Genomic DNA, 13,452 nt, shown 5'->3' with positions numbered 1-13,452 from the left:
CACACTCCTTTTTATAATGGCTGTATCTAGAACTGAAATTTATAATTGTAAACGGTACATTAAGAAGTAACGCAAATAATAATTTTGAATATAAGCATATTCACTTCACCATATGATTCACTCTTCTTGCATATCCTTCAATCTTAATTAACGTCAATAAGCAAAAAAAGTTACATAGAAAAATTGAATTCGATGGAAAAGAACCTTTAAATATTGTTGGAATAAATTCACTCATTATCTAAAAAAGAGCAGCCGGTCAAATTGACCGGCTGTCTCATTGTCATCATTGAACTATCGTCCTCAACATGAGGATTGTTCCAAAGTTAGCTCATTACAACCATTGAAAAAAACTTTTCTCCTTAAATAATCACCTATAAGGTGTAAATAAGTTAACCTTACGAAAATTAATCAATGCATCAAATGTCTCTTCTAAATTCATATCTAAATAATAATTGTCATTGTTACGGTTGTTAGGATCATTCAAATCAAAACCATTAAGAGAACCGATATGTGGCATTTTCAACTGATCTTTTGAGAGTAGTCGCTTTAATTGCTTATCTTCCTTTGCACGATCAAAATCCAAGAAATAAACATCTTCTGGTAATCGCGTGAATGAACTAAGTAACAGGTTATCACTATGAACAGTTATTGTAGGCGGATTCTTTTCAGTTATTATCATGGAGTCTGCTGCTAATACACCCACATTAAAAGAGGTTCCAATTGAATAATATGCATCACCATAACTCTTCTTCAAAAGTTCGCCTAGATAAACCGTATTATATTTGTCGCTATCTATTCTGATCCCACGATCTCTTAGATCTTTGGCCATATATTCCCCTAATTTCATTTTATTATAGAGATGACCATTATGACCTACAACTAAGATCGGTCCGTTCACTTGATTTAATATCCAATCTACTTTTTCTTTCATTGCTGCATCACGATTATTCGAACCTGAAATAGAGTGTAGGAAACCATAACTTTCACTAAAATCTCGTAGCCATGAATTATTTATCGTTGAATAAAGAACATGTACAGACCTTGCATTCTGCAAGGCAACCTCATACGATTGTTTGCTGGATTTGGATATAAGATAATCAGCATTCATATTCATTTTGTGTATCAATTGCTCAATACGTCGAACATCATTTTGTAGCAGAGGACTCCATCTTTTTTGAACCTTTATATAATCAGTTTCCGTCATATCGCCCATTAATTGTCTGGATAAATCTTTCACCATCTTAACATTCACAAAGACATTTCTAATCTCTTGATATAAATCACTATCCACATCTTGTAAGTACTTTTTAAGTAAGGGTAGTATTAGCTCTAATCGCTGAACATCCATACCCCAATATTGCAATTGTTCTTCACTAGACACGGATCGATTATATTCACGCATCCAATTAAATAACTCAGCCATCTCTTGCGTATGGTACAAGGGAAACCAATCTTTCCACACATCTTGCAACTCTATCTCTTCGCCCGAAAGATATCGATTCATTAATTCAGAATTGGCATAATCCTCTTCCACTACTAAGGTGCGAACACCATAGTTTTCAACAAGAATCTTTAATACATCAAGCCGTACAGATTGAAATTCAGCATTGTTATGACTCGCTTCGCCTAAACCAATAATTTTGACACCCTCAGGGATTGTCAATTGATTAACAGGTACTGCATACTTCTCTAACTTATCAGTTAGTTCCTTTGGCTGACTTGAACAAGCAGTAAGTAAAATCAAGATAATGACCATCCATGCTAATAAAAATCGCCTCATTGCTAAGACACTCCTCTCCGTAGTGAATTATCTTCTACTTACTTCGGGCGGACCTAGCGACTTTAGCCGAATTGCGTAAACAATGTGTTACCTGCCGGCGTACTTCTCCTCTGCTCTCTTTTATAGTCTTCTATGTATGTTTCGTGATGATACCTAGGAGTAAACCTTTTGCAAACTTCGTAATTTTTCCATATGTAGAGTATTCGTGAAATTATTAAACTATCCTGCCCCGTTAGTTTAATGAAGAAAAAGCGGAAATACTTATATAATCGGTAATCGGTTGGAAGTGGAATTGTTCATTTCCCTATCGTAATATAAAAAAGGCCGACCACCGGCCGGCAGTACACAAATGCTCGTGAGGCATGATTTAATTATTCAATCCTAGACTTCGTTTATATGCGAAGATTTCTTCGACGGCTCGATGGTATCCTCCCGCGGCCCGAAAAGAATCACCCGTTTCAAGGGCTGCCTTTTGCATTGATTTGTTCTTGAACACGCGTTCTGCCGTCTCTCTCAGTTCTTCCGAAGTTAACCCTTCTTGATTTAGATGGACGCCTGCTCCGATTTCAGCAACACGCTTCGCCACCATAGGCTGGTCTGCACTTTGGGGAATTACAATTAGCGGCACACCATAATAAAGACCCTCGCTCGTGCTGTTCATGCCGCCATGTGTGATAAATAACTTGGCTTTTTGCAGTACTTCGAGTTGCGGAACGTAGCTGTGAACGGAAAAATTCTTTGGGATCTGCCCCAGTTCAGCAATCGGGGTTTGCCCGCCGAGGGATAGAATTACGCTGTACTTCGTTTCTCCAAACGCAGCAAAACAAAGCTTATAGAAATCCACAGCCTGATTGATAACCGTGCCGAAGGATATATAAATCAGGTGATCTGTGTCCACATGAGCGAAATCAACAGGACCACTTGAACGCGGCACGATTGACGGGCCAATGAACTTGAAACTATCATCGAAGCTTACTCCATCTGGTTGGAAGCTTTTCGAGGTATAGACGATGCTCAATGGCGCAGGATTGCAGGAAACCTCGTAGGCAGAACCAACGTGTACATTATATTTCACTTCCAACTCACTGGCTAAGTGCTGAAACTCCTGTTGTGCACGCTCATTTACTTCTACCGGAATATGGCTTGAAAGCTGTTCTTGTAGACGGTCAAAGCTGTGTTGTTGAGATGCAAAGCTCGTACACGAATTGATTGCCGGCAAATTGAGGATTTGAGCAAGTAAACGGCCGCAGCCGAACATCGAGTCATGAATGATGTAATCAAATTCTTTTCCCTTGGTTTGCTCAAGAACGCTGGGAATGATGATGTCAGCAGTGCGCAAAAGTCCACCCACGCGTCCCCAGGGGCTCCTTCCTCCAGCCAAAAAAGCCTCCACAAATTTACCGATATCAAACGTGATTACTTCTACGCCCTCCTGTTCGATGCGATCACGGTATTGATCCGCTATACAATAAACAACTTCTTCCTCACGACGAACCAGTTCTTGAACAAGGCCAATGGTTGGATTAATATGGCCTTCGGAACCTGCATTGATAAATAAAACACGTGCCATCGTCATATCCTCCCTCATAATGAAGCACATTCAACGCTCATACGAATGTACTAAAATTTATACCAAGGTTTTCGTCATAATAAAATCAACTTGTTCTTCATCACCCATATAAAAAGAATGAGCTCCGGTTTGAACAAACCCCATCTTCTTATAAAAAGCTATCGCATTCTCATTTCTTTCCCATACACCTAACCAGATACTCTTTTTATTCCGTTCTATCGCAATTTCGATAGCCTTGTTTAACAGATATTTACCAAGCCCAAGTTTTTGAAATTTGTTTCTTATATATATTCTCTCGATTTCAAGCGAGTCATTGCCCATGTTTTCGGATTGAGCATTATTGATATTTACCTTTAAATACCCAGCGATTTCTTCATCAGAGGATATGAAGTAGAATGCCGAGGAGATATTACACAGTTCTTTTTCTAATTGGTTTAAGTTAAATGCTTTGTCCAAGTAGGCTTTCATGTTTTCAGGTGAATTTTGATTCTTAAATGTGGTATCGAACGTTTCAACACCAACTTCCTGAAGCAAGCTAAGATCATCTGCCGTGCACTTTTTTATAGTTATAGTCAATGTTATGGTCCTCCATATCATAAATCAGTAATTTCTTTTGTTTCCCTTCTTCACATACTCCCAGTCTTTTTCTACATTTTTGGAAACTTTTGTTAGCATGTTTAATAGAGATTCTGTTTCATTCTCGCTGAGCCCCTCTAATGCAATGGTATTGGAATAATCATGTTCCCGTTTGATAAAAGGATAAATTTTCTCCCCTCTTTCTGTCGGAAAAAGTCTTTTGATTTTTTTATTATGCTCATCATCTATTTTTTCAATAAAGCCTTTCAATTCAAGTTTTTTTATCGCGCGGGCTGCGGTTGTCCGATCTACCTTTATCATCTCGGCTAACTTTTCCTGTATGATTCCTGGGTTCTCACATATTCGTACAAGGTATAAATACTGCCCTTTTGTCAGATCGTAGTCTTTGAATTCAATATTGCTTATCGAATCTAATGCTCTGGCGATTTTTCCGATTTCGCGGAGAATTTCCATCATCCTGAACTCCCTTAGCACGTTAATTTTGATGCAAATGCAACAAAAATGATATTTCCTAGTTTACTCTATTTTTTGTTGTGTTTGCAATAATGCGCATAAAAAAAGGCCAGCCAGAATTTCTGGCTAACCTATAAATACGTAATCAACTAGTTATCTATAAATCGAGGCCAAATAAATTTGTCCATCCTCTTCCTCATAATGGAACGACAGCTTGCCTGAACCAAAGTTGTAGATCATGTCGTAGACTCCTTCGGCTTCATTGAAATATTCATCATTCGGTTTGCCAAGCCACAGTTTAACTGTAGACGGGTACAGATTGCGCTTTTCAGTAAACATGTTGAATACCATAACTCTTGCATTGGAATCTAGCTCATGGAGATAGTAATCGAAGCCAATTGCATAGTTTGGATAAACATAGAAGGCACCCCATTCACCGTTCTCCCGCAGCTTGGCTTTTTTAAGCGTACTTTGGAGCGATTTATGAGTCATGCCGAGCTTGATCCCTGGCTGGTCGGGAAGAATCCCTTTCTTTGCAGCAGCCTTCAAGCTTTCGAGATAAGCACGGTCACCCATTCCTGAGTTAGGCCAGGATGGATGATTATAATCCATGTACCTTGTATCGGCCAGACGCAGTTCCAGCTTATTCACGTTAAGTTTGAATGTATTTACGGCATACTTGGCAACAGCGTTATTGTAAAACTTGAACTGTACCCGCGCATCTGACAGCATGCGCACACCGTCTCCCCGTCCTGCAGGATAGTAGTCATCCATTTTTTTGCCATTGTGATTGACAAACTTCACGGGCATCAGTGACCCCGAACGAATAATGAAGGGGTTAGCCAGATTAAAATTGGATGTCCCCCATTCCGTGATCATCAGAATATCCGGTGTCCCCTTTTCTTTGCTTTGAACCGTATAATGCCAGGTCTGAGGCAGCGTAACTCCGCGCAGGCCAAGGTTCACGGATTGTATCGTACCATATGTCGCTCCTTTTTTGACAAGTGCTGCTTTATATGTACCTGTGTACTGCTTGTCCCCCGGCTTATTTCCGGTCCAATAGTCCTTTTCGATCAAGGTTGATGATTTTTCATCTTGAGCGAAAATATAAACCGTGTAAGAGTTCTGATACGCATCCCGTAGAGTAAAAGACATTCTGCTTATCTTTTTTAATTTCTCTACAGGCATGCTCTTCCCTTGTGCCTGTGCAAAATCTGCTGACACGAACATGCAAACTCCTGCTAAAATAATCGTCAACAGAAAAGTGCACAGCCATGTTTTGTTGCGAAAGTACTGAACCATCCTTCGTTTTCCCCCTGTTAATTGAGATGATATGTATGTTGTGCCGTATTTGAGTTTATCATCTTCCGGGGGTATTTCCCATAATAAAATGTCGATTCTTCAGTGTTAAAATCGAAATTTGTCAGTGAACTGAAGTGGGAATCAATGAACTGAAGTTCAAACCATGTTGCGATATTCCAGAAGATTCTTCAAATTTGAGATTTTCTGCAGCAGCTTCTCCCCGACATTGGTTTCCCTCACCAGCTTACGCTCCAGTTCTTTGTCCACAAGTCTTTTTATAGACAATACATCCGTTCCGTTACATAACACATCTTCTTTAGAATTGAAATGCTGATGGGCGACGAGCTGCATGCCAAAGGAATTATACAACAAGGTATATCCGGCGATGCCCGTTGTGGATTGATAAGCTTTGGAGAAACCGCCGTCAATGACGACCATTTTCCCGTTTGCTTTAACGGGATTCTCTCCACGGATTTCTCTAACTGGCGTGTGGCCGTTAATGATATGTCCTTGATCCGGATTCAAACCAAACTCCATCAGGATTTGCCGGCAGATTTCCTCATTTTCACGCAAATGATAGTAAGGGTTCTTTCTCTCCTTATGGGTTTCGTTATCTTGGATAAAGTACCGTTCAAAGGTGGTCATTTCTCTCTTTCCAAAGAGCGAGGAGCATTCTCCTGTCCAGATGTACCATACCATGTCCGTTGCCAAATCATCCGTCTGTTCCGGATGTGCAAAGGCGTAACGTAAATAATATTCAAAAACATCGATGAGCCCACGACCCGAATACGTCTTGTCTTCAATCTGCATTTCTTCCATGTATCCTTTTTCGTCCAAAGGAATACAACCGTGGATTAACAAATTCCCGTTATATTTTAAATAAAAGCTGCCCTTTTTCATAAGAAAATGCATATGTCTGGCCAGCTTTTCGGAATGCTGAACGGAGAACAGCAGCTTTTCCATTACCTGCTGTTCTTCCTCCAGTAATTGTTCAGGCTGCCGCGGATTTACGGATGCGAAACAGGTGTTTTCCAGCGGGTAAGTTTTTCCACCGATCTTGATCTCATTTTTGTCGTAATCGATCTGCTCAAGCATAAGCCTGTCAGACATATTAAAGTATGGGCGTCTCTTGATAATCGGGATTTCAAGCTTAAACTGGATTATGGCAATGGCTTGATGAATTTTTGTAATCTGCAGGATTTCCTGCTCCGATATGTTATGGCCGGCCTGCAGTTTCGGTCTGAATGCCGGATTGTCATCATAGTATTTCTCCGCCAAGTTTAGCAATGGGCGAAGATTGATCCCGTAAACATCTTCAATGATGTCCAGATTGTCGTATCTGGCGCAGATTCGGATAATATTTGCAAGACAGACCAGGGAACCCGCATAGGCACCTATCCACAGGACGTCATGGTTGCCCCACTGAATGTCTACAGAATGGTAGTTGATCAGCGTGTCCATAATTTTATCGGGGTCTGGCCCACGGTCATAGATATCTCCGACCACATGAAGATGGTCAACCACCAGGCGCTGGGTCGTATAAGCAAGGCCTATAATGAGCTTGTCTGCCTGGCCCAAGGAGATAACTTGCCGGTATATTTCCTCGTAATAAGGATCCTTATTGTTGGTCGAATCGGTTTTGTAAAGTAGCTCTTCTACAATATATACAAACCGCTCCGGCAGAGCTTTACGCAGCTTCGAACGTGTATATTTGGAAGAGGCATAAGAAATGAGCTTAAGCATGTGCTCAATCGTTTGTCTATACCAACGGTTCAAGGCTTGTTTATTGCACAGGTCTCCTTTAACCAGCTGTATTTTTTCTTCCGGATAATAAACTAACGCCGCAAATTCATTGATTTCTTTATCCGTCCAATCCTCACGGAACAAATCTTTGATTTTCTCTTTAACCATACCCGATCCGTTTCTTAATACATGCTGAAAAGCCTGGAACTCCCCATGCAAATCACTGACAAAATGCTCAGTTCCCTTGGGAAGATTACAGATCGCTTCAAGGTTGATGATTTCTGTTACGACTTTTTCTTCCGTATCATATTGCTGGGCCAATAATTCTAGAAATTGTGCATCCAAAACAGGTGCCCCCCTCAAGGAATATGGTGATTTATGCAAACGGAATAATGGCACTCTCAAGATGCCATCCGAACAGGTCGTTCATGCTGTCGATGTTATCGCTCCTTATGTAGTATAGTTAACCAAAAAAATAAAATTATTTGTGTGTTGGTATCAAGAACGAGCTTATATACACATAAAAAAACCAGAGACCATGGGGGTCCTGGTTATTATATTGCTATCGATTAATTCAGGGTCCGTACTCTTTTAAGAAATCTCTGTTTTTAATCACCATCATCATTAATCAATTCTACAGCTTTCTCAATGTACTCGTCTCTGCCTTCCATAAGTCCTTCAATGGTTGGATCAAGACGAATATGTGGCTGCAAGCCTATTCGTTGTGTAGGTTTCTTCTCCGGATCAAATATACCGATTCCAGTTATAGCGGTTTTTATTTTTCCTGGAAGCATAAAGATACGCATATCACCATCAGTTCCGGCAGATGGTCTTCCGAGAACTATGGAGTTTTCTGTATTTCTGAGCGACATCGTTGTAAACTCACCGCTACTAATCGTATGTTCATTGATTAAAATCACGACTTTTCCTTAATAAACCTCGTTATTTGAATCTTGAGGTTTCCCTGAGATCATGGGTTCAAAATAATAAAATTCACCAGGGACTGCACGATTGGGGGCTGAAGCTGTGGCAAATACTTTTTCTGATGGAATCAGATATTTGGCTAATTCATAAGTGATTATGCTAGAAGGGTAGTTTCTAAGATCAATAATCAGACCTTTCGTGTTCCACCTCTTTTTCATGATTTTATCAATCTCTCCATCTTTCAAGAGACCAACATTAATATAGTAGATTTCTCCGTTCTCCATCGCTTGTGATTTTGTATCAACTCGGGAATAAATGTCTTGTTGACTGCCTACTGCACTAATATTCATCCTATTTCCCCGTCGTATGACGGTAACGTCCGTATTCTTCTGCTCGGTTCGAAATAGATCAAGAAAAAATAAGCTAGACGTGTCTTCTCGTGACTGTGATATATATTTCCTTCTATCTTCTAACAGCTCATCGATACTTTTGTCGCCAACAGTTAATATAATGTCTCCGACTTCAAGTCCACATTTGTTCATTACTTTACTTATAACAATCTGATTGTTAATCTCAATAAAGTTTACGGGAAGCCGATATGTACCGTAATAATCAGTAATTACCTCTCTATTTTTGCCCACCAAAATAGCGTGAGAATCATGTATCTTAGTTGTCAGTTCCGCTAAGGTCCTGAAATAAGAATCGTAGTCCGACCCATCTATTATTTTGGGGATAAAGTCCAGAAGTACTTGGTCCCAATCCTCTCCGATGACATCTTTATATGGATAGTAATATTCAATAATATTCCAATAGCGGAATAAACTTAGCAGCCTGTAGCCTGTATCATCGAAATTCATATTCGAGTACGGATTTTCTTTATCCATAAAAGTATAGTAGGAATCCTCCATAAAACGAACATATGCATGTTCACGTTCTGATATATTAGAATCCAGAAGCTTGGATAATTCAAGACTCAGATCTGTTCCGAGATATTCCTCGTCCTTGCACCAATCTGTGGATGGTCTAAGCTGTATGGAATCTTCAGAAAATTGATATTCTTTTTCAAGCTCACCAGGAATGGATTCGCTACCTAATGAATGAACCCACCCATAGAGAATGGAGTTAACATCCGAGTCTTCTGCTAAAATAGAGGGCATGATCCGAAACAACTCATAATCCCAATTTATATCTCCAGATATAACCTTAGGATGATGATATTTCACCACTCCCCATACCTTACTTAGCTTAGCCAGATCCTCAATCTTTTGCTCAGAAAGACTGGAAAATTTCACGCCACTTCCTGCATCAAATTCACGATCCTTCTCCCTCTCGAGTTGATTGCTCTCTTGTGAGGTAGAACATCCTGCGATAATGAGGGTAAACAATACACTGAAAAACACCAGGAACTTCCAGTTCCTGCTTTTTCCTTCTCTCATCTTTTTCCCCACCTTTCAGCTCAACAATTTATCATATTATCATTCGTGCAAATAAAAAATCCCAGCCTTAGATATTTCACTTATCCTAGGCTGGGGCTTATGTTGTCTGTGCTTTAACCGTAATTATACAGATAATAACAAAAAAGGTGAAGAGGCCGGCATCAAGATGGTTGACTACTAGATTTGAAATGTTTCACTTTTATGATGATCAATAACAAAGAAAGCAGTGTGAATAGGATGCCACTCCAGATCAGTTGGTGAATTCCTAATTGAGAAATAAACCAGCCGCCAATAGAGGTTCCCAAAGTAATTCCGAGATTTGAGAACGAGACGAATAAACTGTTGCCGAATTCAGGGGATTCTTTTGCCTCACTCATTAGCCACGTCTGACCTACGATTAACCCACCTGAATGTATGATTCCCCAAATAAATACCATAAAAATCATGGGAACGAAATAAGACCCTAAATAGTAAACCAATAAATAAGCTAATAAGTATGCAATTAGAAATGATATTACGGTGTTTACGATATTTCTTTGCAAAAAGGCTCCAAACAAATGATTACCTGCAATCATAATGATGCCAAATATGAGTAACATGACACTGATGAGAGAGCCATTCATGTTGGTTACTCTTGCAAGGTACTCAGCAAAGTAACTATAGACCGAAAACATGGCTGCAAAAATAAACACAACCGCTGCAATATTTAACCATAAACCCGGCTTACGTAAGATACCAATCTGTTTTCCAAAGGACACTCTTTCTTTTACCGGCATAGAGGGAAGCAAAGTAAGGATCCCTATAAAAGCAAGCGCGTTTACCATTGCTCCAAACAAGAAAGCAACTCCCAAGGAAAACTGTTCTGCAAGATAAGAAGTCAATGGTACACCTAGAGCAAATCCCACGGTAACTCCAGTGAATACCTTCGTAATGGCTTGACCACTTTTCTCTGGCTGGACAAGTGAAGCTGCAGTAACAAGTGCTATGGAAAAGAAGAGCGGATGAAGCGCTGCAGGGAGGATGCGAAAAATAAGCATGACTTCAAATTGTGTTGTAAAAGCATAAATAATATTAGAAATAACGAACATGAATATTGCTGTTAGTAATAGTACCTTACGGTTAATCCCAGATACTAGTATGATTAGAAATGGCCCAGAGATCGCAACTACAAGAGCGAATACACTTACTAATAAGCCCGCTTGTGAAGTTGAAATTGCAAATTTTTGCGCTATTTGTGGTAATACCCCAACAATACTCATTTCTGTTGTAATAATTCCGAATACACCTAATGCCAGCATAACAATAAGCAAAGGACTTACCTTTTTCATTTGTAAAAACTCCATTCTTTTATGTATCATATACTTATATCTAGATAAATAGATATGTTATTTCAAAAAAAAGTCCCTCCTCTCTTTTTATAATTCCTTTTGAACATAGTCGGCGAACTCTTTTATTGTCCTTTCATTCCGTCGATAATATGTCCATTTTCCAATACGTTCGGATTCTAATAATCCTGCATTTTTCATTGTTAATAAATAACTAGAAATAACCGACTGCGCCAGCCCCGTCTTCACTTGGATTTCTCCAACACATACTCCAACTTGAAAACTAATCCCTTGTCTTAGATAAGGCTCTTCATCAAAATAATTCTCTGGCTCTTTCAGCCATAATAAAATTTGCTGTCGCGTTTCATTTGATAATGCTTTATAGATTAGTGAAGGTTCCATAACCAATATTATATCTATTTTTATAGATTTGTAAATATGTTTATTCAGTCTATTGGTTGCAGAAGTCGATGAATAAATTATCGATTCGCCTAAATATCACGAAGCAGCGATGTATCTAACATCTCTTTGGCACCCGCCGCTTTCTCAGCGCAGACCATGAGTTTATGGTTCTTATCCAATGCGGCTGCCCAAGCGATTAATGCGCAAATTGTTAAATTCTATTCACCTGCCACTGAGATGTTATATTTTGGTGTCATCGGAGGTGCAGCAATCCTGCTCAGTATTGTGCTCTTCTTGTTCTCCTCGAAAATCCAGGGGTATATGAAAGGGATACAGTAAACCAATTAATCTTATTTCCGTCATGTAATAAGCTCCCCGAGAGAACTTATCACATGACGGATTTATTTTTTATTCAACACACAGATCTTTTCTTGGGAGGCTGGATAATCTTTTATAAAACTAACTTCGCAGCAGCTCGTCCCGCGCTTCAGTCAGCGCAAAACCCAGCAAGTTTCTGCCCCGCCATTTCATGGGATTCTCCACGTTCGGATTGGACTGGTGCAAGCCGATTCCCCATATCCGGTCTTGCGGGCTGGCTTCAACAAGGATGCGCTTCTTCGTCGACTTAAGATATTCGCCCAGCCTCGGATTCTGCGAAAATTTGGCTAAGCTGGCTCTTTTAACGATACCGTAACATTCTTTGTCCCAAATATCATTATCAAAATTTCGTACCGCACGCCCATAAGCTTTCATTTCCTTGGGGTGCTTCGCTTTAAGAATCGACTTCAGCATTTCGTCATCACCGAACAGCCTAGCCTTCTCAGCCATCATAAACTGCTCGGCGCAGGAATACTCCGTTCCCTCTACCGTGAAGGGGCACATCCACCATTGGCTGAAGCAGCTTTTATCGACGCTCCCGTCTTTAGACGGCGTATGTCCCCAAAAGAATACGAACTTGAATGTTTCTCCCTCGTTATACGCCTTTCTTAACTCATCAAGACTATAAATCATTGAGTTTCCTCCAAATTTCTCCGATACAAACGGGATGGCCGATGTCCCGCATTCTCGGTGTAATGATCGGTTTCCGTCACTAGCTCGGCTACTTTGCGACGGAAGGCTGCCTTTAACAGCTCTTTATCCATAATGACCTCATAAACCTGCTGCAGTTCCGTCAAGGTAAAAAGCTTTGGCATCAAGTGCAGCGCAATATCGGTATAAGTCACTTTTCCCCGCAGCCGCTCGATAGCGCATGCTATGATCTTCGCGTGGTCAAACGCTAATCCTTCATTGGAAACAATCTCGTACTCCGTGCTAGCTGATGTTGTCTTCGCTGTCACCTTCCTCGCGACGACTGCCGTAAGTTCTTCTGTTTCACTGCTTAGCTTCAGTTCGTACTCCAGCGTCTTGACGTATCCGTCTTCAAACAGCTCTTTCTGCTCCCGCAGAAGCCGATAGGATACTTTAAACCAGGCGGCGTCAGCTGCATCGTCTCCCGACTTAAGCTCCAACTTGTCGCTGTTGATCAAAGCCATATAGCTGCAGCTTATCACCCAGGTTCGGGGGTCGCGCCCAATATCACTAAACGTATATAACTGCTCCAGATAGACATCCTCAACGCCCGTTTCTTCACGCAGTTCCCTAGCCGCTGCCTGATCCGTCGTTTCAGTCGGCAGAACAAATCCGCCGGGAAGCGCCCATTTGCCGAGGAAGGGATGACCTCCCCGGCGAATGAGCAGGACGCGGAGCTCTTTCTCCGGCAGTCTGCGGTAGCTGTCCACCTCTGCTTCCGTCACGGTGAAGATCACCATATCTGTCGCCACCGAAGGTCTCTCGTAATCACCTGCACGGTACTGCTCCAAAAATTCGCGTTCCGTAAGTCCATCCTTATCCAATAAATCCACGTGAGTCTGCCTCCTTGAT

The 13,452-nt window shown here is 40.7% G+C and carries 12 protein-coding genes and 1 pseudogene; 1 reads left to right on the top strand and 12 read right to left on the bottom strand.

Annotation, left to right across the window (positions count from 1 at the left end):
- Positions 1–367 precede the first annotated feature (367 nt).
- The 10 genes from ABEQ74_RS11640 to ABEQ74_RS11595 all read right to left on the bottom strand — a co-directional run bounded on the left by ABEQ74_RS11640 (position 368) and on the right by ABEQ74_RS11595 (position 11,532).
- Positions 368–1,780, bottom strand: coding sequence for an erythromycin esterase family protein (locus ABEQ74_RS11640; protein WP_430122347.1), 1,413 nt, complete (start codon positions 1,778–1,780; stop codon positions 368–370).
- Positions 1,781–2,147: 367 nt separating this feature from the next.
- The gene (locus ABEQ74_RS11635; protein ID WP_430122346.1) at positions 2,148–3,350 is read right to left on the bottom strand and encodes a macrolide family glycosyltransferase; all 1,203 of its coding nucleotides are present in this window, start codon (positions 3,348–3,350) and stop codon (positions 2,148–2,150) included.
- A gap of 57 nt (positions 3,351–3,407) precedes the next feature.
- A complete protein-coding gene (locus ABEQ74_RS11630; RefSeq protein WP_430122345.1) occupies positions 3,408–3,926 on the bottom strand; it encodes a GNAT family N-acetyltransferase in 519 nt (172 codons plus the stop codon).
- 24 nt (positions 3,927–3,950) lie between these two features.
- A complete protein-coding gene (locus ABEQ74_RS11625; RefSeq protein ID WP_430122344.1) occupies positions 3,951–4,403 on the bottom strand; it encodes a MarR family winged helix-turn-helix transcriptional regulator in 453 nt (150 codons plus the stop codon).
- A 150-nt stretch (positions 4,404–4,553) separates the two neighbouring features.
- Positions 4,554–5,702, bottom strand: a complete 1,149-nt coding sequence (locus ABEQ74_RS11620; protein ID WP_430122343.1) for a hypothetical protein — start codon at positions 5,700–5,702, stop codon at positions 4,554–4,556.
- A gap of 156 nt (positions 5,703–5,858) precedes the next feature.
- Positions 5,859–7,790 carry a fructose-1,6-bisphosphatase gene (locus tag ABEQ74_RS11615; RefSeq protein WP_430122342.1) on the bottom strand — a complete coding sequence of 644 codons (1,932 nt, stop codon included), beginning with the start codon at positions 7,788–7,790 and terminating at the stop codon, positions 5,859–5,861.
- 263 nt (positions 7,791–8,053) lie between these two features.
- On the bottom strand, positions 8,054–8,365 hold the full coding sequence (locus tag ABEQ74_RS11610; protein ID WP_430122341.1) for a S41 family peptidase: 312 nt from the start codon (positions 8,363–8,365) through the stop codon (positions 8,054–8,056).
- Positions 8,366–8,374: 9 nt separating this feature from the next.
- Complete coding sequence (locus tag ABEQ74_RS11605; protein ID WP_430122340.1) at positions 8,375–9,805, bottom strand: S41 family peptidase; 1,431 nt, start codon at positions 9,803–9,805, stop codon at positions 8,375–8,377.
- Between the two features lie 161 nt (positions 9,806–9,966).
- Positions 9,967–11,133 carry an MFS transporter gene (locus tag ABEQ74_RS11600; RefSeq protein WP_430122339.1) on the bottom strand — a complete coding sequence of 389 codons (1,167 nt, stop codon included), beginning with the start codon at positions 11,131–11,133 and terminating at the stop codon, positions 9,967–9,969.
- 87 nt (positions 11,134–11,220) lie between these two features.
- Positions 11,221–11,532 carry an ArsR/SmtB family transcription factor gene (locus tag ABEQ74_RS11595; protein WP_430122338.1) on the bottom strand — a complete coding sequence of 104 codons (312 nt, stop codon included), beginning with the start codon at positions 11,530–11,532 and terminating at the stop codon, positions 11,221–11,223.
- Positions 11,533–11,658: 126 nt separating this feature from the next.
- On the opposite strand from ABEQ74_RS11595, the pseudogene ABEQ74_RS11590 reads away from it, so the two are divergent.
- A pseudogene (locus ABEQ74_RS11590) lies at positions 11,659–11,871 on the top strand (MFS transporter); the annotation flags it as partial.
- Positions 11,872–11,991: 120 nt separating this feature from the next.
- Here the strand turns inward: ABEQ74_RS11590 and ABEQ74_RS11585 are convergent.
- Both ABEQ74_RS11585 and ABEQ74_RS11580 read right to left on the bottom strand, forming a co-directional pair.
- Complete coding sequence (locus ABEQ74_RS11585; RefSeq protein WP_430122337.1) at positions 11,992–12,543, bottom strand: NADAR family protein; 552 nt, start codon at positions 12,541–12,543, stop codon at positions 11,992–11,994.
- The gene (locus ABEQ74_RS11580) at positions 12,540–13,433 is read right to left on the bottom strand and encodes an NUDIX hydrolase (protein WP_430122336.1); all 894 of its coding nucleotides are present in this window, start codon (positions 13,431–13,433) and stop codon (positions 12,540–12,542) included. The genes ABEQ74_RS11585 and ABEQ74_RS11580 overlap by 4 nt, the downstream gene beginning before the upstream one ends.
- Between the last annotated feature and the right edge of the window lie 19 nt (positions 13,434–13,452).

The organism is Paenibacillus solani (assembly GCF_050475945.1).
Taxonomy (GTDB): Bacteria; Bacillota; Bacilli; order Paenibacillales; family Paenibacillaceae; genus Paenibacillus_AQ; species Paenibacillus_AQ solani_A.
Note: the sequence above shows the minus strand (reverse complement) of the source record. Positions and strands in the feature narration are given on the sequence as shown.